Origin of the sequence: Crenobacter cavernae (assembly GCF_003355495.1) — a bacterium.
Lineage (GTDB): Bacteria > Pseudomonadota > Gammaproteobacteria > Burkholderiales > Chromobacteriaceae > Crenobacter > Crenobacter cavernae.
Genome location: NZ_CP031337.1, coordinates 2,634,608 through 2,657,267, shown reverse-complemented (window position 1 = coordinate 2,657,267; position 22,660 = coordinate 2,634,608). Strand labels below are relative to the sequence as shown.

Annotated in this window: 20 protein-coding genes; 7 read left to right on the top strand and 13 right to left on the bottom strand. The window is 66.1% G+C overall.

The annotated features are described in order from the left end of the window. Nucleotides 1-144 precede the first annotated feature (144 nt). Together DWG20_RS12890 and map are read left to right on the top strand one after the other, a co-directional pair. Nucleotides 145-1,191 carry a porin gene (locus tag DWG20_RS12890; RefSeq protein WP_115434183.1) on the top strand — a complete coding sequence of 349 codons (1,047 nt, stop codon included), beginning with the start codon at nt 145-147 and terminating at the stop codon, nt 1,189-1,191. Between the two features lie 102 nt (nt 1,192-1,293). Next, the gene (gene map / locus DWG20_RS12885) at nt 1,294-2,091 is read left to right on the top strand and encodes a type I methionyl aminopeptidase (protein ID WP_115434182.1); all 798 of its coding nucleotides are present in this window, start codon (nt 1,294-1,296) and stop codon (nt 2,089-2,091) included. Between the two features lie 127 nt (nt 2,092-2,218). Here map and pdxR read toward each other — a convergent pair whose 3' ends face one another. Continuing rightward, a complete protein-coding gene (pdxR, locus tag DWG20_RS12880) occupies nt 2,219-3,682 on the bottom strand; it encodes a MocR-like pyridoxine biosynthesis transcription factor PdxR (protein WP_115434181.1) in 1,464 nt (487 codons plus the stop codon). 125 nt (nt 3,683-3,807) lie between these two features. Here pdxR and DWG20_RS12875 point away from each other — a divergent pair, with 125 nt between their 5' ends. Both DWG20_RS12875 and gabD read left to right on the top strand, forming a co-directional pair. Next, a complete protein-coding gene (locus tag DWG20_RS12875) occupies nt 3,808-5,070 on the top strand; it encodes a 4-aminobutyrate--2-oxoglutarate transaminase (RefSeq protein WP_115434180.1) in 1,263 nt (420 codons plus the stop codon). A gap of 55 nt (nt 5,071-5,125) precedes the next feature. After that, nucleotides 5,126-6,577 (top strand): NADP-dependent succinate-semialdehyde dehydrogenase, encoded by a 1,452-nt coding sequence (gene gabD / locus DWG20_RS12870; RefSeq protein ID WP_115434179.1) that lies wholly within the window; start codon nt 5,126-5,128, stop codon nt 6,575-6,577. Between the two features lie 128 nt (nt 6,578-6,705). Here gabD and DWG20_RS12865 read toward each other — a convergent pair whose 3' ends face one another. The 4 genes from DWG20_RS12865 to DWG20_RS12850 form a co-directional block, all read right to left on the bottom strand. Then, complete coding sequence (locus tag DWG20_RS12865; RefSeq protein ID WP_115434178.1) at nt 6,706-7,278, bottom strand: NADPH-dependent FMN reductase; 573 nt, start codon at nt 7,276-7,278, stop codon at nt 6,706-6,708. 118 nt (nt 7,279-7,396) lie between these two features. Next, entirely contained in the window at nt 7,397-8,026 is a 630-nt protein-coding gene (gene ycaC / locus DWG20_RS12860) for an isochorismate family cysteine hydrolase YcaC (protein ID WP_115434177.1), read from the bottom strand. 137 nt (nt 8,027-8,163) lie between these two features. Beyond that, nucleotides 8,164-8,433, bottom strand: coding sequence for a hypothetical protein (locus tag DWG20_RS16500; protein WP_245944723.1), 270 nt, complete (start codon nt 8,431-8,433; stop codon nt 8,164-8,166). A gap of 12 nt (nt 8,434-8,445) precedes the next feature. Continuing rightward, on the bottom strand, nt 8,446-9,819 hold the full coding sequence (locus tag DWG20_RS12850; protein ID WP_115434176.1) for an aminotransferase: 1,374 nt from the start codon (nt 9,817-9,819) through the stop codon (nt 8,446-8,448). A gap of 252 nt (nt 9,820-10,071) precedes the next feature. Between DWG20_RS12850 and DWG20_RS12845 the strand changes: the two genes are divergently transcribed. Further along, a complete protein-coding gene (locus DWG20_RS12845; RefSeq protein WP_115434175.1) occupies nt 10,072-11,460 on the top strand; it encodes an aminotransferase-like domain-containing protein in 1,389 nt (462 codons plus the stop codon). Between the two features lie 54 nt (nt 11,461-11,514). On the opposite strand, the gene DWG20_RS12840 is transcribed toward DWG20_RS12845, so the two are convergent. The 4 genes from DWG20_RS12840 to DWG20_RS12825 all read right to left on the bottom strand — a co-directional run bounded on the left by DWG20_RS12840 (nt 11,515) and on the right by DWG20_RS12825 (nt 15,629). Then, nucleotides 11,515-12,870: a glutamine synthetase family protein gene (locus DWG20_RS12840; RefSeq protein ID WP_115434174.1), complete on the bottom strand. Its 1,356-nt coding sequence runs from the start codon at nt 12,868-12,870 to the stop codon at nt 11,515-11,517. A gap of 24 nt (nt 12,871-12,894) precedes the next feature. Beyond that, nucleotides 12,895-14,097: an L-2-hydroxyglutarate oxidase gene (gene lhgO, locus DWG20_RS12835; RefSeq protein WP_115434173.1), complete on the bottom strand. Its 1,203-nt coding sequence runs from the start codon at nt 14,095-14,097 to the stop codon at nt 12,895-12,897. Between the two features lie 11 nt (nt 14,098-14,108). Further along, nucleotides 14,109-15,053, bottom strand: a complete 945-nt coding sequence (gene glaH / locus DWG20_RS12830; RefSeq protein ID WP_220271962.1) for a glutarate dioxygenase GlaH — start codon at nt 15,051-15,053, stop codon at nt 14,109-14,111. 237 nt (nt 15,054-15,290) lie between these two features. Further along, complete coding sequence (locus DWG20_RS12825; protein ID WP_115434172.1) at nt 15,291-15,629, bottom strand: DUF3870 domain-containing protein; 339 nt, start codon at nt 15,627-15,629, stop codon at nt 15,291-15,293. Nucleotides 15,630-15,936: 307 nt separating this feature from the next. Between DWG20_RS12825 and DWG20_RS12820 the strand changes: the two genes are divergently transcribed. Both DWG20_RS12820 and DWG20_RS12815 read left to right on the top strand, forming a co-directional pair. Further along, nucleotides 15,937-16,161 carry a hypothetical protein gene (locus DWG20_RS12820; RefSeq protein WP_245944722.1) on the top strand — a complete coding sequence of 75 codons (225 nt, stop codon included), beginning with the start codon at nt 15,937-15,939 and terminating at the stop codon, nt 16,159-16,161. A 73-nt stretch (nt 16,162-16,234) separates the two neighbouring features. Continuing rightward, entirely contained in the window at nt 16,235-19,054 is a 2,820-nt protein-coding gene (locus DWG20_RS12815) for an AMP-binding protein (protein ID WP_115434171.1), read from the top strand. 60 nt (nt 19,055-19,114) lie between these two features. Here DWG20_RS12815 and DWG20_RS12810 read toward each other — a convergent pair whose 3' ends face one another. From DWG20_RS12810 to dnaB, 4 genes are all read right to left on the bottom strand, one after another. Continuing rightward, nucleotides 19,115-20,014, bottom strand: a complete 900-nt coding sequence (locus DWG20_RS12810; protein WP_115434170.1) for an ATP-binding cassette domain-containing protein — start codon at nt 20,012-20,014, stop codon at nt 19,115-19,117. 247 nt (nt 20,015-20,261) lie between these two features. Then, on the bottom strand, nt 20,262-20,870 hold the full coding sequence (locus tag DWG20_RS12805) for an alpha/beta hydrolase (protein WP_115434169.1): 609 nt from the start codon (nt 20,868-20,870) through the stop codon (nt 20,262-20,264). Further along, entirely contained in the window at nt 20,870-21,178 is a 309-nt protein-coding gene (locus tag DWG20_RS12800; RefSeq protein WP_115434168.1) for a (2Fe-2S) ferredoxin domain-containing protein, read from the bottom strand. The genes DWG20_RS12805 and DWG20_RS12800 overlap by 1 nt, the downstream gene beginning before the upstream one ends. A 40-nt stretch (nt 21,179-21,218) precedes the next feature. Then, a complete protein-coding gene (gene dnaB / locus DWG20_RS12795; RefSeq protein WP_115434167.1) occupies nt 21,219-22,625 on the bottom strand; it encodes a replicative DNA helicase in 1,407 nt (468 codons plus the stop codon). Between the last annotated feature and the right edge of the window lie 35 nt (nt 22,626-22,660).

The window sequence follows — 22,660 nt, the reverse complement described above, 5'->3', positions numbered from 1 at the left end:
ATATTTCATCTTTGTATAACATTTCCATCACAAAGCGCGTATAAACTTGTTCACGACTGAACAACAAACTGTTTACAAGTGAATCCGGCATATCGGACACTATACAGCGCTTTCGCTCAACAACACTCGATGGAGATGTTCGCAATGCACAACTATAAGAAACTCGCCCTGATCGTGGCCGGCGCGCTCGCGCTGCCGGCGGCCGCCCACGCCGACGTGACCATCTATGGCTTCGTGAGTGCAGGCATCGACTCCCTGAAGACCGAAACCACCGCCGGCGTGAAAGCCACCCAGACGCGCGTGACCGACAACACCTCGCGCATCGGCTTCAAGGGCAACGAAGACCTCGGCAACGGCCTGAAAGCCATCTGGCAGGTCGAACAGCAGATCCAGATCGACGGCGCAGCCGACCAGACCACAGGCACCTTCGGTACCCGCAACACCTTCGTCGGCCTGCAAGGCGGCTTCGGCACCGCGCTGCTGGGCCACTACGACTCCGCCTACAAGCGCCTGACCGACGTCGGCCTGAACCTGATGGGCGACACCGCCGCCGACGTGCAAGGCTCCAGCAACATCTACAGCCGCCGCGAGACCCGCCTGAAGAACAGCGTGCACTACACCTCGCCGTCGTTCTCGGGCTTCCAGGCCGGCATCTCCTACGGCGCGGACGAAGACGCCGCCAAGAGCGCCGACTTCGTCTCCCTGGGCGCCAACTACACCAACGGCGGCCTGAAAGTGGGCGCCGGCTACGACGTCGAAGGCGACAAGATCAACGGCACCGTCAACGACCGCAAGGCCTACAAGGCGGCCGCCGGCTACAAGTTCGCCTTCGGCACCTTCATCGGCGCCGGCTTCGAGCAGGTCAAGGTTGATAACGTCACGGCCGCAGACACCAAGCAGAACGACTGGCTGGTCGCCGCCGGCCAGGACATCGGCGCCCTGCAGCTGGTCGCCTCCTACGGCAAGCTGGGCAAGCTGAAAGGCCACGCCACCCCGGACACCGCCAAGGCCAAGCAATGGGTCGTGGGCGCCAACTACAACCTGTCCAAGCGCACGCAGCTGAAGGCCTACGCCACCAAGGTCGAAAACGAAAGCGGCGCTTCCGTTCGCGTCGACACGCTGGCCAGCACCGGCTTCGCCGCCGGCACCGACCAGACCGTCTACGGCCTGGGCCTGAAGCACTCGTTCTAATTCGGGAACCCTCCGAAGAAGTCAGCTTTTACGGGCACCGCGAGGTGCCCGTTTTTGTTTGTGTTAAAATGACGTTTTATTGATTTACGCCCTCCTTTCAGCATGCCCGTCGAGATCAAGACCCCCGAAGATATCGAGAAGATGCGCGTCGCCGGCCGGCTGGCCTCCGAGGTGCTCGACTACATCACGCCGTTCGTCAAGGCCGGCGTCACCACCGAAGAGATCGACAAGCTCTGCCACGACTACATGGTCGACGTGCAGGGCACGATTCCCGCGCCGCTCAACTACGCGCCGGACGGACACAACCCGTACCCGAAGTCGGTGTGCACCTCGGTCAATCACGTGATCTGCCACGGCATTCCTAACGACAAGCCCTTGAAGAACGGCGACGTGCTGAATATCGACGTCACCGTGATCAAGGAGGGCTACCACGGCGACACCAGCCGCATGTTCATGGTCGGCGAAGTCAGCCCGCACGCAAAACGGTTGGCCAAGATCACCTACGAATCCATGTGGAAGGGCATCGAGAAGATCAAGCCGGGCGCGCGCCTCGGCGACATCGGCTACGCTTGCCAGCAGCACGCCGAGACGAACGGCTACAGCGTGGTGCAGGAATTCTGCGGCCACGGCATCGGCAAGAAATTCCACGAGGAACCGCAGGTGCTGCATTACGGCCGCCCCGGCAGCGGTATGGAACTGAAGGCCGGCATGATCTTCACCGTCGAGCCGATGATCAACCAGGGCAAGCGTCACCTACGCATGCTCGGCGACGGCTGGACCGTCGTCACCAAGGACCGCAGCCTGTCGGCGCAGTGGGAGCACACCGTGCTCGTCACCGAGACCGGCTTCGAGATCCTGACCCAGTCTGAAGGCACGCCGGCGCGCCCGAGCTTCAAGTAAGCTGGGCAATCCAGGTTGGCCGAGCCTCGGCCAACCTGGCCCCCGATAAAAAAAACCAGCCGCTTAGGCTGATTTTTTTTTGTTTTCAGCGACAGGCCAGCGCTTATCACCAAAGGCTGGCCGAGCCCTAGCGGTCGATCCCGATCGCCCGGATCAGTTTCTGCAAGGCCGGCACGATTTCCTTCTCCGGCACGCCGGCGTAGCCGAGCAAGAGCCCGTTCCGTGAACGCGCGGGGTCCTGGTAGTACTGCGACAAGGGCCGGACGATCAGCCCTGCCTGTCGCGCCGCCTCGGTCGCGGCCTTATCGTCGCCGTCCAGTTCCAGCACCAGGTGCAGTCCCGCCTGGCTGTCGTACGACAGCACCCTGCCCTCGCCCAGTTCGCTCCTGATCCCGCAGAGCAGCCGCTCGCGCCGCTCGCCGTACAGCATGCGCATGCGCCGGATATGCGCGACGAAGTGCCCCTCGGCGATGAAGTCGGCGAGGATGGCCTGGTCGAGCTGGTGGCCGGCGCGGTAGAGCTCGGACAACGCGACGCGGAACGGCTCGACCAGCGACTTGGGCAGCACCATGTAGCCCATCCGCATGCTCGGGAACACCGTCTTGCTGAAGGTGCCGACGTAGAGCACCCGCCCGGCCGTATCGAGGCCCTGCAAGGACGCGAGCGGCCGGCCGCCGTAGCGGAATTCGCTGTCGTAGTCGTCCTCCACCACCCAGCAGTCGTGCTGGCGCGCCATCTCGAGCAAGGCGCGACGACGCGCGAGGCTCATCACCGCGCCGGTCGGGTACTGGTGAGACGGCGTGACGAACACCAGGCGCGGCGGCGCGTTCCAGTCGTCAGGCTGCGGGTTCAGCCCCTCCTCGTCGACCGGGATCGCGCTGACCTTCAGCCCCGAGGTGTTGAGCAGGTTGCGGATGCCCCAATAGCCCGGCTCCTCGATCCACGCCGCGTCGCCCGGGTCGGACAGCATGCACAGGATCAGGTCGATCGCCTGGTGGATGCCGTGCGTGATCAGGATCTGCTCCGGGTCGCACACCACCGATCGCGCGACCCTCAGATAGTCGGCCAGCGCCTCGCGCAAGGGTCCGTGCCCGCCGCTCTGGCCGTAGGTCAGCCACTGCGGGCCGGGACGGCGCCACACCTTGTTCTGGATACGCGCCCAGGTACGGTACGGAAACGCCGTCACGTCGGGCACGCCGGGCACGAAGGCGCCCCACTGCACCGACAGCGCGCCCGCCTGCTCGATCAGCCGGCCGCCACGCGTCGACAGGCGCCCGCCGCCAACACCGCCGTGCTCGACGTTGGCCGAGCTCTCGACGCGCATGCTGTCCTCGGGACGCGTATCGGCGACGTAGGTCCCGCTGCCGGTGCGCGCGGTCACGTAGCCCTCGGCCAACAGCTGCTCGAACGCGTACATCACCGTGTTGCGCGACAAACCCAAATCTCTCGCGAGTTCGCGCGTGGTCGGCAAGCGGCTGCCGGCCTTCAGCGTGCCGTCGAGGATCAGCCCGCGCAGCAGCAGGTACAACTGGCGGTTTTTCGGCAGCGGCGTGTCGCTCTCGAGTTTCTGCAGCAAGAGGTCGGTCAGCACGGCAAATTGGCTCCATCAAAAAAACAGAATCGGCTCTACGAACAAGGCCAAAGTTAACTTGTAATGGATTCCGTTACCAGCCCCCGGCAGACAAGACCGGCCGGCGGCCCCAAAGGAGAAACGGAATGCGCAACGCCAGCTTGCAAGAACGGAAAAATGCCGCCACCCCGCGCGGGGTCGGCGTGATGTGCGACTTCTACGCCGAGCGCGCCGAGGGCGCCGAGCTGTGGGACGTCGAAGGACAGCGCTACATCGACTTCGCCGCCGGCATCGCGGTGCTGAACACCGGCCACCGCCATCCGAAACTCATCGCCGCCATCGAGGCGCAGCTGAAGGCGTTCACCCACACCGCCTACCAGATCGTGCCATACGAGAGCTACGTCGCGCTGGCCGAGCAGATCAACGCGCGCGCACCGATAGCCGGCGAGGCCAAGACCGCCTTCTTCACCACCGGCGCCGAAGCGGTAGAAAACGCGGTGAAGATCGCGCGCGCCGCCACCGGCCGTACCGGCCTGATCGCGTTTTCCGGCGGCTTCCATGGCCGCACCATGATGGGCATGGCGCTGACCGGAAAAGTGGTCCCGTACAAGGTCGGCTTCGGCCCGTTCCCGGGCGAGGTCTACCACGCGCCGTTCCCTAACGCCGCGCACGGCGTCAGCGTTGAAGACGCGATCGACGCGGTGCAAACGCTGTTCAAGGCCGACATCGACCCGGCGCGCGTCGCCGCGATCATCCTCGAGCCGGTGCAGGGCGAAGGCGGCTTCAACGTCGCGCCGCCGGAATTCATGCAGGCGCTGCGCGACATCTGCGATACCCACGGCATCCTCCTGATCGCCGACGAGGTGCAGACCGGCTTCGCGCGCACCGGCAGCCTGTTCGCGATGGAACAGTACACGGTGAAGGCCGACCTGATCACAATGGCGAAATCCTTGGCCGGCGGCATGCCGCTGTCGGGCGTGGTCGGCCGCAAGGCCATCATGGACGCGCCGGCGCCCGGCGGCCTCGGCGGCACCTACGCCGGCAACCCGCTGGCGGTCGCCTCCGCGCTGGCGGTGCTCGACGTGATCGACGAGGAGAAGCTGTGCGAGCGCTCGAAAGCACTCGGCGACAAGCTGATTTCGTTCCTTGACGCGCGTCGCGACGCGGTGCCGCAGATCGCCGACGCGCGCGGCCTCGGTTCGATGGTAGCCGTCGAATTCAACGACGCCGCCGGCAAGCCGGACGCGGCGTTCGCCAAGAAGGTGCAGCAGCACGCGCTCGCCAACGGCCTGCTGCTTCTGACCTGCGGCACCTACGGCAACGTGATCCGCTTCCTCTACCCGCTGACGATTTCCGACGCGCTGTTCGACGAAGCGCTTGCCGTCCTCGACGCCGCCCTCAAGCAATAAGACACAGGCTCGGCCAACCTTGAGCATAAAGCTTGGCCGAGCCCGGGAGCCCTTCATGCAAAACCTCAAAGACCCGTCTCTTTTCCGCCAACAGGCGTATATCGCCGGCGAATGGTGTGACGCCAACGACGGCACCAGCTTCGCCGTCACCAACCCGGCCACCGGCGACGTGCTCGGCCATGTGCCGCGCATGGGCGCCGCCGAGACCGAGCGCGCCGTCGCCGCCGCGAACAAGGCCTTCGCCGCCTGGCGCGCGCAACCGGCCAAAGCCCGAGCCGCCGTGCTGCGCCGCTGGTACGAGCTGATGCTCGACAACGCCGACGACCTCGCACGCATCATGACGCTCGAGCAGGGCAAGCCGCTCGCCGAGGCCAAAGGCGAAGTCGCGTACGCGGCGAGCTTCATCGAATGGTTCGCCGAGGAAGCCAAGCGTGCCTACGGCGACACCATCCCGGCGCCTACCGCAGATAAGCGCCTCGTCGTCACCAAGGAGCCGATCGGCGTCACCGCCGCGATCACGCCGTGGAACTTCCCGGCGGCGATGATCACGCGCAAGGCCGCGCCGGCGCTGGCCGCCGGCTGCCCGATGGTGGTCAAGCCGGCCGAGCAGACGCCGTTCTCGGCGCTGGCGCTGGCGGCGCTGGCCGAGCGCGCCGGGCTGCCTAAGGGCCTGTTGAGCATCGTGACCGGCGATGCGGCAGAGATCGGCGGCGTGCTGACCAGCAGCCCGATCGTCAAGAAGCTGTCGTTCACCGGCTCGACCGAGATCGGCCGCCTGCTGATGCGCCAGTGCGCTGCCACGATCAAGAAAATGTCGCTCGAACTGGGCGGTAACGCGCCGTTCATCGTGTTCGACGATGCGGACCTGGACGCCGCGGTCGAAGGCGTGCTCGCGTCGAAATTTCGCAATACAGGCCAGACCTGTGTGTGCGCGAACCGCATCTACGTGCAGGCCGGCGTCTACGAGCGCTTCGCCGACAAGCTGGTGAACGCGGTCGCCAAGCTCGAGGCCGGCAACGGGCTCGACGCCGGCAGCACGCAGGGCCCGCTGATCGACGCCGACGCGCTGGCCAAGGTCGAAGACCACATCGCCGATGCGCGCGAGAAAGGCGCAACCGTGCTGTTGGGCGGCACACGCCACGCGCTGGGCGGCACCTTCTTCCAGCCGACCATCCTCTCCGGCGTCACGCAGCAGATGAAGGTCGCGCGCGAAGAGACCTTCGGCCCGCTCGCGCCGCTGTTCCGCTTCACGAGCGAGGAGGAAGTCGTCGGCTACGCGAACGACACCGAGTTCGGCCTGGCCGCCTACTTCTTCAGCCGCGACATCGGCCGCGTGTGGCGTGTCGGCGAGGCGCTCGAATACGGCATGGTCGGCGTCAACACCGGTCTGATCTCTAACGAGATGAGCCCGTTCGGCGGCGTGAAACAATCGGGCCTCGGCCGCGAAGGCTCGAAGTACGGCCTCGACGAGTACCTCGAAATCAAGTACCTGTGCATGGCGCTGTAAGACGTTCCGGTGGATGCGATCCGCCCTTGCCCTCCCCCTGCCGGCGGAGGGCTTTTTTTCGTGTTGAAGATGGGCTCGGCCAACGTTGGGCCATGCGTGGATTCGGCCCTGAGCCGATCAGAAGGCGGCTATTCCGACCTGTGCGGCGACTGAGACTCGACATACGCGGCAAAGCCATGCAGGAAGCGACGAAGCTGCGTCTGCACCGCCTCATCGACCAATTCGCCGGCCTCGTCGAACAGGCCGCTCGCCCGGGACATCATCAGGCGCCCGCCGAACCACGGGCGGGTTCCCAGCGTTCTCAGCACCGGCAGCCAGGCATTCTGGGCCAGGATGGTGCCGAATCCGCCGGGAGAGGCGCCGATGACGGCGACCGGGAGGTTGCCGAAGACTTTGGGGATGTCGGCGGGCGGGCGGGAGAGCCAGTCTATGGCGTTCTTGAACACGCCCGGCAGGGAGTTGTTGTACTCGGGCGTCACCAGCAGCAAGCCGTCGGCGTGCTCGATGCTCGATTTCAGCGCGACGACGCTTTCGGGCAGGCCGGAAGCGCTTTCCACGTCGCCATCGTAGAGCGGTATTCCCCTGATCGACGCGATTTCGATGACCGTGCCGTCGGGAGCCAGCCGCAAGGCGGCTCGCAACAAGGCGGTGTTGTAGGAGCCGGCCCGAAGGCTGCCGGAAATGCCAACAATGCTTGTCATGCTATGTCCCTTCCTCAGCGTCGCGATGCGATGTTTCGAGCACGCCCTTTTCATCGCACATAACAGGATGCTTTGAGCCCTGCCTAAACGGACTCAAGGCACCAGGTTTCGATCTACGCTACTTTGCTGTCTTGGCCAGGTAGCTGGAGATCAGGTTCCGGTAGTTGGGGATGTGATTGGACAGCAGATTGCCGAGGCCCTCGATATCGTTGCGCCAGTCGCGGTGCAGCTCGCACGCCACGCCGAACCACGTCATCAACTGTGCGCCGGCCTCGGCCATGCGATTCCAGGCCGCATGGCGGGTGACTTCGTTGAAAGTGCCCGAGGCGTCGGTCACCACGAAGACTTCGTACCCCTCCTCGATGGCCGACAGCGCGGGGAAGGCGACGCAGACCTCGGTCACGACCCCGGCGATGATGAGCTGTTTGCGGCCCGTGGCCTTGATGGCATTGCGGAAGTCCTCATTGTCCCAGGCGTTGATTTGTCCGGGACGAGGAATGAACGGCGCATCCGGGAAGGCTTCCTTCAGCTCGGGCACCAAGGGGCCGTTGGGGCCGTCCTCGAAACTGGTGGTGAGGAGGGTCGGCAGCTTGAAAAACTGGGCGACGTCGGCCAGCGCCAGCACATTGTTCTTGAACTCGCCCGGCGAGAAGTCCTGCACGAGGGTGATCAGTCCGGATTGGTGGTCGACGAGCAGGACCGCCGCATCGTCTTTGGACAGGCGCTTGTACTTGAATTGATCGCTCATGGCTCGGCTCCGAGTAGGAAACTGACGTAGCTCATCCGGCCCGCCGTCGCATCGGACGGCGAATCGCGCGCATGAGGCGGGTATGAGACGGGTATGAGACGGGTCGCGTCTGCAAGTGTCACCTCCACACCATTCAACTATATGCACGGGGTCGAGACCGCGGGCTTCGAACTCTTGGCCGACGAGCCGGCATCGCCCTGCTCCTCGACCAAGAGCCCATCGACGAAGCCGTCGTCGGCGATGGTCCCTTCGTCATGAATACGAATGCCGAAATCAGGTTTCAGGGACGCCGCATTCGAGCAGACGAATCGCCCCGGCTCGAAGAGGTTGGCCGAGCACGGGTTCACCGCCGCACGCACCAGCCTAAAAAAACCCGGGCGGCTCGCGCCGTCCGGGTTGCAGGCCATGCCGGGCCGAGCTTAACGCTGCGACTTCAGCCACTGGGTCGTGTCGTCGAGCGCGCGGCCGAAGCGGTCGAACAGCTCGTCGATCTCGGCCTCGGTCGCCACCAGCGGCGGGCAGAACGCGATGGTGTCACTGCCGAGCGAACGTACGATCAGCCCATGCGCCTCGGCGCGCGCCTGGCAGTAGGCGGCGACGCCCAGCGTCGCCGGGAAGCCGGCGCGGCTCGCCTTGTCGCTGACCAGTTCCAGCGCGCCGATCAGGCCGACGCCGCGCGCCTCGCCGACCAGCGGGTGTTCGGCGAACGCGTTGAGGTGCGACTGGAAGCGGTCGGACACCTCGGCGGCATGCTCGACGACGCGGCGCTCTTGCAGCAACTCCAGGTTCTTCAGCGCGACCGCCGCGCACACCGGGTGGCCGCTATAGGTGTAACCGTGGCCGAACACGCCCATGTCCTTGCTGCCCGCCTCGAGCGCCTCGTACATCCAGTCAGGGATCAGCACCGCGCCGATCGGCTGGTAGCCGGACGAAAGCGCCTTGGCGACCGACATCGTGTCCGGCTGCATGCCCAGCGCCTGCGAACCGAACCACTGGCCGGTGCGGCCGAAGCCGCAGATCACTTCGTCGTCGATCAAGAGGATGTCGTGGCGCTTGAGCACCGCCTGGATCTTCTCGAAGTAGTCGGCCGGCGGCACGACGACACCGCCGGCGCCCATCACCGGTTCGGCGATGAAGGCGGCGATGGTGTCGGCGCCTTCCTTGACGATCAGTTCCTCGAGCTCGTTCGCGAGGCGGGTCGAGAATTCCTGCTCGGTCTCGCCCGGCAGGCCTTCGCGGTAGAAGTGCGGGCAGCGTACGCGGCGCACGTAGTCGAGCGGCAGGTCGAAACCCTTGTGGTTGACGGCGAGCCCGGTCAAGGTCGCGGCGCCGAGCGTCACGCCGTGGTAGGCGCGGTCGCGAGAGATGATCTTTTTCTTCTCGGGGCGGCCGATCAGGTTGTTGTAGTACCAGATCAGCTTGATCTGCGTGTCGTTGGCGTCCGAGCCGGAATGGCCGAAGAACACCTTGCCGGCGGAAAACGGCGCCAGCTCCTTCAGTTTTTCGGCGAGCAGGATCGCCGGCTCGTGGCTCTTGCTGCTGAAAAGATGCGAGTACGACAGCTTCCTGATCTGCTCGGCGGCCACGTCGGCCAATTCCGGCACGCCGTAGCCGAGCGCGGTGCACCACAGCCCGGCCATGCCTTCGATGTACTGGCGGCCCTCGCTGTCCCACACGTGGATGCCCTCGCCGCGCTCGATGATCAGCGGACCCTGGGCGGCGTGGCGGCCGAGATGGGTGGTCGGATGCAACAGTGCGGCGCGGTCGCGCAGCGAAAGGTCGGCGGTGCTCATGGCGATTCTCCGGGATGACGTGCAGTGCACGCGATGGTTTATTTCACACCCAATTGGCCCTTTACATAAGAGCCATTAAAACAAAACAGATGGTGCCAATTGTTTTCTGCAAAACCGTGTCGCCTTGCGGCAAGCCAGCTCCGGCCTGATCCCTCCGATGCTGTTTATCCCGGGCATCGCGGTGAGCGCCGCCTCTTCGACCCGACGCTCGTCCCCGCCCCGCCGGCGGCGAAAACGCTTAGAATCGGACCCATGTTCTCGTTGAATGCCAGCTTGCCCACGCCCTTGGTGATGCAGATCGTCGGGCATTTCAAATCGCTGATCGACACGCAGAAGCTGCGCGCCGGGACCAAGCTGCCGTCGATCCGCGCCTTCGCCGAGACGCACGGCGTCAGCGTGTCGACGGTGATCGACGCGTACGACCGGCTGGTCGCCGAAGGCTATCTGGTGCCGCGCCAGAACACCGGTTTCTACGTGAGGAGCTTCCAGCCGCGTACGACGCCCGATGCCGGCGGCGCGCACGAGGTCCGCTTCGATTCGCTGTGGATGCTGCACAAATCGTGGGAAAACGGCGCGGCCGAGCTCAACCCCGGCTGCGGCTGGCTGCCGGAAAAATGGATGGACGACGACAGCCTGCGGCGCAACCTGCGCGCGGTGTCCAATCAGGCCGGCGACCTGTTGACCGGCTACGGCGCGCCGCAAGGCTATCCGCCGCTGCGCCGCAAGATCGCCGACTGGCTCGCCGAGCATGAGATCTACGCGCCGCCCGAACAAATCCTACTCACCACCGGCGCCTCGCACGCGCTCGGCCTGTTGGCGCAGTACCTCGTCAAGCCGGGCGAGACGGTGTTCGTCGACGAACCCGGCTACAGCATCCTGCTGTTCCACCTCAAGCGCATCGGCGCGAAGGTCGTCGGCGTACCGTGGACGCCGCAGGGACCCGACCTTTCCGCGCTCGAGGCGCTGCTGCAACAACACCGACCGCGCGCGCTGTTCACCAACCCGCGACTGCAGAACCCGACCGGCGCGTCGTGCTCGGCGGCGACCGCGCACCAGATCCTGAAGTTGGCCGAGCGCCATGACTTCGTCGTCGTCGAGGACGATATCTACGCCGAACTCGACCCTAGCTCGCGCCGCGCGCTGGCGAGCATGGATCAGCTCAGCCGCGTGGTCTACGTCAACAGCTTCTCCAAGACCATCTGCGCGAGCCTGCGCGTCGGCTACATCGCCGGCCACCCGGACCTGATCGAGGACCTGACGCAGTTCAAGATGATGACCGGGCTCACCAGCTGCGAGCTGACCGAGCGCGCGACCTACCAGATCCTGACCGAGGGCCGGCATCGCAAGCACCTGAAAGCGCTGCGCGAGCGGCTCTCCAACGCGCAGCGGACGACACGGCAGGGGTTGGCCGAGGTCGGGCTGGAACTGTTCGGCCCGCACGCGCACGAGGGCATGTTCGTCTGGGCGCGCCACCCGGGCCACGACGACGCCGCCCGGCTGTCGCGCGAGGCGGCGGGCGCCGGCATCTTCCTCGCGCCCGGCCACCTGTTCGTCAACGACAACCGGCCGTCGCCCTGGCTGCGCTTCAACGTCGCTTACTGCGACGACGCGCGCCTGTACGACTTTCTGGCCCGCGTCTGAAGGCCGACCAGAACATCCCGGCTCGCCGGGGTGTTTTGTTCTTGCGGGGACGGATCAGGCCTGCGTCGCGAGGTAGCGCCGCTCCCACGGCGTGACTTCGGCGAGAAAGCTCTCCAGCTCCACCTCCTTGGCGGCGACGAAGGCCGCGACGAACTCGTCGCCGAACAGCCGGCGCGGGATCTCGCTGTTTGCCATGCGTTCGAGCGCGGCGTCGAGCGAACGCGGCAGCGCGACGCTCTGCTGTCCGTAGAACACGTTGCCTTCGCTCGGCGGCGTCGGTTCCAGTTCTTGCTCGATCCCGTACAGGCCCGCCGCCAGGCTCGCCGCCAGCGCGAGGTAGGGGTTGGCGTCGCAGCCGGGCAGCCGGTTCTCCACGCGGCGCGCGTCGGGCCCCGACAGCGGCACGCGTAGCCCCACCGAGCGGTTGTCCAGCCCCCACGACAGGTTGACCGGCGCCGCCATGTTCTTGGTGAAGCGCCGGTACGAGTTCACGTACGGCGCCATCAGCGGCATCAGCGACGGCAGGCAGGCCTGCAGGCCGGCGATGTAGTGCGCGAACAGCGGGCTGGCTTCGCCGTCGGCCTGGCTGAACAGGTTGCGGCCGCTTCTGGGCTCGACGAGGCTCTGATGGATGTGCATCGAACTGCCCGGGGAGCCTGCGATCGGCTTGGCCATGCAGACCACGTACAGACCGTGCTTGAGCCCGACCTCGCGCAGCGCGTACTTGAACAGGAAGGTCTGGTCGGCGAGTTCCAACGCGTCGTCGTGCTTGAGGTTGATCTCGAACTGGCTCGGGCCCAGTTCGTGCACGAAGGTGTCGCCGCGGATGTCGAGCGCGTCGAGCGCGTGGTGCAGGTCGTCGAAAAACGCGGAAAATTCATTGAGCGCGGAAAAGCTGAACGCAGAATGGCCGATCTCGCGCCGGCCGCAGCGCGCCACCGGCGGCGTCAGCGGCTGGGTCGGATCGGGATTGGGCGCGAGCAGGTAAAACTCCAGCTCCGGCGCGACGATGGGCTGCCAGCCGCGCTCGGCGTAGCGCGCGAGCACCGCCTTGAGCACGCTGCGCGACGCGATGGGCGTCAGCTTGCCGTCGAGGTCGCGGCAGTCGTGGATCGCCAGCGCGCGCCGGCCGTCGGACCACGGCACCAGGCGCAGGCTCTCGTAGTCCGGCGCCAGGATCATGTCCGGGTCGCGCTCGCCGTAGAAGCGGTAGTCGGGAAAGTCGCCGACCACGGTGTGGATCGCCACCGCGCGCGCCACGCGCAGCTCCTGCCCGGCGGCGAACGCCGCCGCCGGCAGCACCTTGCCGCGCGGGTAGCCGTTCAGGTCGGGCAGCAGGCATTCCACCTCGCGCACGCGGTGCTTTTCCAGAAAGGCCGCGACGTGGCCGGGTACGCTGGACTGTTTCATCTCTTCTATTCCTCGCAAAAGCACTCAGGACCAGAACGCCGGCACGCGCGCGGCGACATGGCGGCCGATCTCGATCGACGCGGTGGCGGCCGGCGACGGCGCGTTGCATACGTGGATGCTGCGCTCACCCTCGATGATGTGGAAGTCGTCGACCAGGCCGCCGTCGCGCTTGAGCGCCTGCGCGCGCACCCCTGCGGGGGCAGGCACGAGGTCGTCGGCACAGATATCCGGGATCAGCTGTTGCAGGCTCTTCACGAAGGCGGTCTTGCTGACCGAACGCACCATCTCGTCCAGCCCTTCGCGCCAGTACTTCGCGGAGAGCTTCCAGAAGCCCGGGTAGGCGAGCACCTCGGCCATGTCGCGCAGGTTGAAGTCGCGCTTGCCGTAGCCCTCGCGCTTGAACGCGAGCACCGCGTTCGGCCCGGCCTCGACGTGGCCGCCTATCATCCGCGTGTAGTGCACGCCGAGGAAGGGGAAGGCCGGGTTGGGCACCGGGTAGATCAGGTGTTTCACCAGGTGGCGGCGCTCGGGCTTGATCTCGTAGTACTCGCCGCGAAACGGCACGATCTTCAGCTGGGGATCGGCGTCGTCCATCCGAGCGACCCGGTCGCAGAAGAGCCCGGCGCAGTTGATCAGGAAGCGCGCGCTGTAGGCCGCGTCCTGCGTGACGAGCTCGACCCGGCCGCCGCCGCGCGTGATGCGGCGCACCTCCTGGCCCAGACGCAATTCGCCGCCGCCCTCCTCGATGATCCGCGCGAACGCGCGGCAGACGGCGCGGTAGTCGACGATGCCGGCGCCCGGCACGCGGATGGCGGCGAGGCCGTTCACGTGCGGCTCGATCTCCTTGAGCGCTTCCGGGCCGATCTTCTCGATGTCCAAGCGGTTCTGCCGGCCGCGCAGATAGAGATTGTCCAGCAGCGCCAGCTCATCTCTCGTCGTCGCGACGATCACCTTGCCGCAGATGTCGTGCTCGATGCCGTTCTCTTCGCAGAAGCTCGTCATCGAGCGGTTGCCCTCGCGCGCGAACTTCGCCTTCAGGCTGCCGGGCTTGTAGTAGATGCCCGAGTGGATCACGCCGCTGTTGTGGCCGGTCTGGTGCGCCGCCCAGCCGGCCTCCTTCTCGAGCACCAGGATGGACGCGTTCGGGAAGCGGCGCGTCAGCGCCATGCCCGTCGACAGCCCGACGATCCCGCCGCCGACGATGGCAAAGTCGAATACCGTTTTCATGGTGCTGGTCCTCAGGCTCGCGCGAACCGGCCGCGCTGGCGCATCAGTTCACGGTGAAGTTCCGGGTGGCGCTCGAACGGCGCGCGTCCGTGCATCCAGAAGCTGTTATTGAGCACGATCAAGTCGCCGACCGGCAGCGGGATCGCCGCGGTCGCCGGCGAGGCCTCCAGCGAGGCCGACAGGCGGGCCAGCCAGTCGGCGTGCTCTATCGTCTCGGGGCTAACGAACTGGTCGATGAAGCAGATGCACGGCTTATCGTTGACCTTGAAGAAGGTCGGGCGCAGCACTTCCTGCGCGACGTTCTTGCTCGGCGGCGAGGTGTAGGTGAACGCGTAGGCGGCGAGCGGGTGCTCGGCAAACGTCTCGAGGTCTTCCCAGTCGTCCAGGTGTAAGAGGCGCGACTCGCCGCCCGCCGCGCTGCGCTCCTCGAACTTCATCATCAGCAGCCAGTCGGTCGCCTCGTCGACAAAGGTGCCGTCGGTGTGCAGCGTGAACAGCCGGTAGGCCTGGCGCAGGTAGGAGTCGCTCGCGTCGCTGTCCTTCACGACGAAGCGCGCGTAGTAGGTGCCCGACATCGCGTCGAAGTTGCCCGGCCCGATCAGGTGGCCGATCGCGGTGCCGAACTTCACGTAATCCTGCGGGTCGTTGGTGACGCCCTCGACGCCGACGGTGAAGCCGCCCGAGTCACGGTCGTGCACGATGGCGGAGAGCGCGGCGAGGAAGCCGTCGCCGACGAGCTCGGCCAACCCTTGCGCCAGCGTGAAGCGCGCGTACGGCACGTATTCCAGATGCTGGCTGTTGAATTGAGCGAAACGGGAGAAGAAGGCCTCGAGCGCGTCGGCCTTCAGCGTGACGTGGTAAAGCCGCGCGTGGTGCGGATGGGCATCGATGCGGTAGCCGGCGTGCTCGGCGTAGTGACGGGTCTGGCGCGCGAGGTGCGATTGCTGCATGTCCATGAGACTCTCCTGTCCAATTCAAAGATAGGTACTGGACGGGAACACCGGGCCCTCGCGGGCCGGCGCGCACTGCCTCTTTTCGCCATTGCCACGGCGTTCGGCAGCCCCACAGACAAGGCTGGTATGAAGCGGCGCGCGGGAAGCCGGCCCGGCTAGGGGCGGCGAGCGCGTCGGGTGCGATGTGGTACGGCTACCGGCTCGCACCACGCCGGGGGTCTTACGATACCGCCCGGCGGCTCAGCCGGCCCGGGCAAACGAAGCGCGGCAGCGCTCGAACTGCATTTCCAGGTCCTTGAGCGCGGCCACCAGCGCCGACGCCGCCCGCCCGATATAGCGCCGCTGGATCTCGGCGATCGGCTCGGCCACGCCGTTCAGCAGGCTGTAGCCGCGCAACAGGTCGCGGATGAAGACGCGGCCGTGCTCGGTCGCCAGCGTGCACGACGCCTCGATCACCACCGCGTAGCGGGCGTCGACCTCGACCGTGATCGACAGCGATTCGAACACGTTCTGGGCCGCCATCCCCTGCGGCAGCCGGGCGTGGCCCGCGAAGAACAGGGTTTGCGCTGTGTTGCCCATCGGACTCTCCCCGGGTCGGACGCCGCCATCCGGTGCGGTTGGCGGTCGACTACGAAGCCAGTGTAGGGCGGCCGGGCAGACACGACCATGTACAGTCGGCGCCGGATTCGGGCGCACTGTTATCCTCGGCGAAGCAGCACACCGCCCTCGCCATCCCATACCGTCAATCGCGCAGAATGCTGCCCCACTTTGCCACCACCCAGAAATAGTGCAGATGTTTGTAGTTCACGGCGTATCTTCACATCCGTTTTCTAGATGAATTGACCCGTTCATCGTCTTCACCTCCAACATCTTCGCCATACTGGGTTTGCGCGCCCTATATTTCCTGATGCCGGACATGGCCGAGCGGTTCGCCCTGCTAAAATATAAAGTTGCGGTCGTGTTGATGTTCGTCGGCTGCAAGATGCTAATCGCCCCTTGGATCAAGATACCGACACCCCTCGCCTTAGGGGGTGGCCGGCATTCTCGCTTTCTCCGTGTGGCTAAGCTTGAGGCGTACACGCTTGGCTTTAGTGGCATCGGCGCGGGATGATTTCGCGCCGAAGAAATGAGCCTCTCCGGCGCCTCGATGTAGGCGCCCGCAACGCAGGAACGGTAGTCAGCCGATGAAAAAAGACTCGCCTTATCCCGCGGTGACGGATGAGGCCGTGCTCCAGATCGTGCACGAGGTCTCGACCGAACTGCACCCAGGCCGCAAGGGCATGGGCGCGGTGACGCTGGACAGCGCGCTGACGGAAGACCTGGGCCTGGACAGCCTGGCGCGCGTGGAGCTGTTGACGCGCATCGAGCGCGCGTTCGGCGCGCGCCTGTCGGAGCAGGTCCTGAATACGGCAGAATCGCCACGGGACCTGCTGCGTGCGCTGCTTGCCGCGCGCGCCCCACTCCGAGCGGAGGCATTCCTAGCTGCACGATTCGCGGTACCGGAACGCGTCTCGCAGGCACCGGACACGGCGACGACGCTGCACGAGGTACTCGACTGGCACGTGCGGGCCCATCCGGAGCGCGAGCATATTATCGTCGACGGCGGGGACGGCGGTGAGGCGCGCCTTAGCTACATCGACTTGCAGCAGGGTGCCGCTTCCGTCGCGGCGGGGCTGCTTGGTCGCGGCTTCCAGCCGGGTCAGGCGGCGGCGATCATGCTGCCGACCGGCCACGAGTACTTCTTCAGCTTCGTCGGCATTCTGCTCGCCGGCGGCATCCCGGTACCGATTTACCCGCCGGTCCGGGCGACGCAGATCGAGGAGCACCTGCGGCGTCACGTCGGCATCCTCTCCAATGCGCTGGCCACGGCGCTGATCACGGTACCGCAGGCCAAGGCGCTGGCGACGCTGCTCAAGTCCCAAGTGCCGTCGCTGCGCATTGTCTGCACCGCGGAAGAACTGTCCTCGTGCACCGTCTCCCTGGAGCGCGTCACCGCCCAGGCGGACGATATCGCCCTGCTGCAGTACACCTCAGGCAGTACCGGCCATCCCAAGGGGGCGGTCCTGACACACGCCAACCTGCTTGCCAACCTGCGGGCCATGGGGCGGGTGCTGGAGGTCAGCTCCGAAGACGTCTTCGTCTCCTGGCTGCCGCTGTACCACGACATGGGGCTGATCGGGGCGTGGCTGGGCAGCCTGTACTACGCCTTTCCGCTGGTGGTGATGTCGCCGTTGACGTTTCTCGCGCGACCGGAAAGCTGGTTGTGGGCCGTACACCGGTACCGCGGCACGCTGTCCGGCGGCCCCAACTTCGGCTACGAGCTGTGCCTGCGCAAGCTGGACGAGGCCGCGCTGGACGGGCTCGACCTTTCCAGTTGGCGATTTGCGTTCAACGGCGCCGAACCGGTCAGCGCGACGACCATGCTGGAATTTCAGCAACGCTTCGCCCGCTATGGGCTGCGGCCAGACGCGCTGGCGCCGGTGTACGGGCTGGCGGAGGCTTCTCTTGGCCTCGCCTTCCCACCTCCGGGGCGGGGTCTCATGATCGACCGCATCGATCGGCAAGCGTTCTCGCGCTCGGGCCGCGCGCAGCCTGCTGCGTCCGGTGCGTCCGACGCGCTGCTAGTCGTGGCCTGCGGCCGGCCGTTGCCGGACCACGAGGTCCGCCTGGTCGACGCGACCGGGTGTGAGGTGGCGGAACGCCAGGAAGGGCGCCTCCTGTTCAAGGGGCCGTCGGCTACCTGTGGCTACTTCCGCAATCCGAAAGAGACGCGCCGACTGTTCGATGGCGAGTGGCTGGACTCGGGCGATTACGCTTACATGGCGAAAGGCGACGTCTACATCACCGGGCGGGCCAAGGACGTAATCATCCGGGGGGGGCGCCAGGTATACCCGTATGACCTGGAGGAGGCAGTGGGCGCGATCCCCGGTGTCCGCAAGGGCTGCGTCGCCGTGTTCGGCAGCCCGGACCCGAGGACGCGTACCGAACGGGTCGTCGTCATGGCGGAAACCCGCGGGACGACCCCCGACGCGCAGCTGCGCCGCCAGATCAACACCGCCGCAGTCGACGTGCTCGGCGCGCCGCCGGACGACGTAGTCCTGGTGCCGCCGCATACGGTCCTGAAAACATCAAGCGGCAAGATTCGTCGCGCGGCCAGCCGCGAGCTGTATGAGAAGGGAGGCGCTACGGCCACGCAGCCGGCGCCGTGGCGGCAGATCGCGCGTTTTGCGTGGCAGGCGGTACTGCCGCAATTGCGGCGTGCCGGGCGCGCCGGGGCGGAGGTGGCCTACGCCGGATATGCCTGGCTGCTGTTCTGGATGCTCGCGCCCCTCACCTGGGCACTGACCGGAATGCTGCCGAAGCCGTCGTGGAGCTGGGCGCTGAGTCGTCTTGCGGCCCGGCTCTTCATCCGTCTGTCCGGGATCCCGTTTACCGTCGAGGGACTCGCGAACCTGCCGCGCGAGGAAACCTGCGTGGTGGTGGCGAACCACGCGAGCTATCTGGATGGAATCATTCTGGTAGCCGCGCTGCCGCGCCATTTCAGCTTTGTCGCCAAGCGCGCACTCGAGGAGCAATTCATCCCACGGGTGTACTTGCAAAGCCTCGGCACCGTTTTTGTCGACCGCGACAACTCGCAGCGCGGGGTGGAAGACGTCGCGCGGGCGACGCGCACCGTTTGCGCCGGCAGCGCCATGCTGTTCTTTCCGGAAGGAACGTTCCGGCGCGTGCCAGGCCTCTTGCCGTTCCAGGCGGGTGCGTTTTCCGCCGCTGCGCAAGCCGGAGTGGCCGTGGTGCCGGTGACGATCCGCGGCACGCGCTCCGTGCTGCGCGACGGCCAGTGGTTCCCGCGCCGCGGGCCGATCAGCGTGATGGTCAGTGCCCCCATCAGACCGGATGGGGACGACTGGTCAGCGTCGATCCGGCTACGCGACACCGTGCGGACGGAGATCTTGACCCGGTGCGGAGAGCCGGATGCCAACGACGAAAACCTGCTGCACTCATAAGTCGCGTCAGCTTCTTAATGTGTACCTAACCCGATGTCCGGTGAGGCCGCTGGGAAGCGCTCAGTCGCGCAGCTCACGACCGGTCAACTTGAGAAACACGTCCTCGAGGTTGGCCGGGCGGCGCACGTAGCGCAGCCCCTCGGCGTCGAGCCGCTCCTCGAGGCCGACCAGGCCCTCGCCGTAGAAGAACGCCGTCTCGCCGGTGATTTCCAGCCGCACGTCGTCGAGCGTCACGCCGCGCGCCCACGGCACCGCGTTGTCGCCGTAGATTTCGACCACGTCGGGCTCGATATGGCGTTCGATCAAGGAGCGCGGGCTGCCCTCGGCGATCAGTTGGCCGTTGTCGAGTACCGCGAGCCTTGTTGCGAGCCGCTCGGCCTCGTCCATGAAGTGGCTGGTCAAGACCAGCGTCTTGCCCTGCTGCATCAACTGGCGCAGCCGCTGCCAGATCAGGTGGCGCGCCTGCGGGTCGAGGCCGGTGGTTGGCTCGTCGAGAAACAGGATGTCCGGATCATTGACGAGCGCGCGCGCCAGCGTCAACCGCCGCTTCATGCCGCCGGACAATTCGCCGACCTTGGCGTTTTCACGGCCGGACAGGCCGGCGAATTCGAGCCAGTACGGCACTTTCGAGCGCAGGAGCTTGCCGTCGAGCCCGAAATAGCGCCCCCAGACGACGAGGTTCTCGGCGACGGTGAAGTCGGGGTCGAGGTTGTCGAACTGCGGCACGACGCCGACGCGCGCGCGCGCCTCGCGCGCCCGGGCCGGCACCGGCTCGCCGACGAGCGTAATGCGCCCGCCGTCGGGCGCGACGAGACCCAAGGCCAGCTTCAGCGTGGTGGTCTTGCCCGCGCCGTTCGGGCCGAGCAGCGCGAAGCACTCGCCGCGGCGCACGTGGAAGGACAGCTTGTCGACCACCGGCCGGCCGTCGTAGCGTTTTTCCAGTTGTTCGACCTTGAGCACGACGCCTCCATATCTATGTCATGGCTTTCCGCGCGGAAGGCCAAGGGCTATCATAACGCAATGCCGCGGCCGGCCCGTTTCCGGTCGCGGCATTGCATTTTGCGCATAGCAGGCCAAGGAGAATCACCCTGCCCGCCCTCACCGTTTCCAGCCTCGACTACACGCTGTAAGCCTGTCCGGCGCCGCACAAAAAAGCTCGGCCAACCTTTGAGGGTTGGCCGAGCTTTTTGCGAGATAACTTCCGTGACTACCAGCAGCGCTGGATCATCTTGCCGAGCGGAATCAGCTTGCCGTGGAAGAAGTGGCTGGTGCCCGGAAACACAAGCACCGGCAGACCCTGCGGGCGCGCCCATTCCATCACCGCCGACAGCGGGATCACCTCGTCCTCTTCGCCGTGAATCACCAGCGTATCGGCCGGCACCTGGGGCGTCGGAATGGCGTACTTGCCGACCGCCACGCCCATCAGCAAGAGCTTGTCGGCGGCGATGCGCGCGCGGGTGCGCGCCGCGACGAAGCCGCCGAACGAGAAACCGGCCAGCGCCAAGGGCAGATCGCCGTGCACGCTTTTCGCATAGTCGACCACCGCGATCACGTCGTCGACCTCGCCGGCGCCATGGTCGTGCACGCCGTCGCTGTCACCGACACCGCGCAGGTTCGGGCAATAGCAGGTGTAACCCATCTGCGACAGCGCCTTAGCCGCGGTCTGGACGACTTTATTGGTATTGGTGCCGCCCTGGGTCGGATTCGGGTGGCAGACCACCGCGATGCCGGTGGTCTCGCCTTGCGCCGGCACGACGATGGTCGACAGAGCTCCGACCGGGCCGGCGATCACGAGGGTTTCGGGCTGTTTCAGCATCAGATCTTCAACCTTTCCACCACGCGACCGTGCACCAGGTGTTCTTCGACGATCTCGTCCAGATCGTCCTCGTCGACGAAGGTGTACCAGGTCTCTTCCGGGTAGACGACCATTACCGGGCCGTCATCACAGCGACCGAGGCAGCCGGCCTTGTTGATGCGCACCTTGCCCTCGCCGGCGAGGCCCAGTGCCTTGACCTTGTCCTTCATCTTGCCGAGCAGCGCCGGCGTGCCGAAGTTGGCACAGCAGGCCTCGCCCTCGGCGCGCTGGTTACAGCAGATGAACACGTGATGTTCAAAGTAAGCCATGCAATATCCTGAAAAGTTTTCCGCGCGCAAGACCGGCCGATCAGCCGTCGTTGTCCGCCCAGCCGGCGGCGCCGTGCAGCGCGGCGTTCTCGAACTTGGCGTAGTGGCCGACGAAGGCGAGGCGCACCGTGCCGGTCGGGCCGTTACGGTGCTTGCCGATGATCGCCTCCGCCAGGCCCTTCTGGTCGGAGTCGGGGTTGTAGTATTCGTCGCGGTACATGAAGACGATCAGGTCGGCGTCCTGCTCGATGGCGCCCGATTCGCGCAGGTCGGACATCATCGGCCGCTTGTTCGGCCGCTGCTCGACCGCGCGCGACAGCTGCGACAGCGCGATCACCGGCACCTGCAATTCCTTCGCGAGGCCCTTCAGCCCGCGCGAGATTTCGCCGAGTTCGGCGGTCCGGTTGTCGTTGCGGCCCGAGCCCGACATCAGCTGCAGGTAGTCGATCACGATCAGGCCGAGCTTGCCGCCGTGCTGGCGCGCGAGACGCCTTGCGCGCGCGCGCACTTCGAGCGCGGTCAAGGCCGCGGTCTCGTCGATATACATCGGTGCCTCGGACAGCTTGCCGATCGCGTAGGTCAGCTTCTGCCAGTCTTCGTCGCCGAGCTTGCCGGTGCGCAGGATGTGCTGGTCGAGCCGGCCGACCGAGCCCAACATCCGCATCACCAGCTGCGTGCCGCCCATCTCCATCGAGAACACCGCGACCGGCAGCTTGGTCTCGACGGCGACGTGTTCGGCGATGTTCATCGAGAACGCGGTCTTACCCATCGACGGGCGACCGGCGACGATGATCAGGTCGCCCGGCTGCAGGCCGGAGGTCTTGCTGTCCAGATCGATAAAGCCGGTCGGGATGCCGGTCACCTCGTCCGGGTTGTCGCGGCTGTAGAGCATGTCGATGCGCTCGACCACTTCCTTCAGCAGCGCCGGCATCTCGAGGAAGCCCTGCTTGGACTTGGCGGTCGACTCGGCGATCTGGAACACCTTGCCCTCGGCCTCGTCGAGCAGTTGCGCGGCGTCACGCCCCATCGGGCTGTACGCCGCCTCGGTGATCTCGGTGCCGACCAGTGCGAGCTGGCGCATGACCGAGCGCTCGCGCACGATCTCGCCATAGCGGCGGATGTTGGCCGCCGACGGCGTGTTCTGCGCCAGCGTCGCCAGGTAGGCGAGCCCGCCGACGTTCGACAGCTCGGCGTTTTGTTCCAGCGTTTCCGACACGGTGACCACGTCGGCCGGGCGCGACAGCTCGATCAGGCGGGCGATGTGGCGGAAGATCAGCCGGTGGTCGTGCCGGTAGAAGTCGGACTCGGCGATGACGTCGGCGATCTTGTCCCAGGCTTGGTTGTCGAGCATCAGCCCGCCGAGCACCGACTGTTCGGCCTCGATCGAATGCGGCGGCATGCGGATCGCCGCGGTTTCGTTATCGAGGGAGGGGATCGGATCGTTCATGGTCAACCTGAATGGGGTCAAAACGTGAGGCCGGG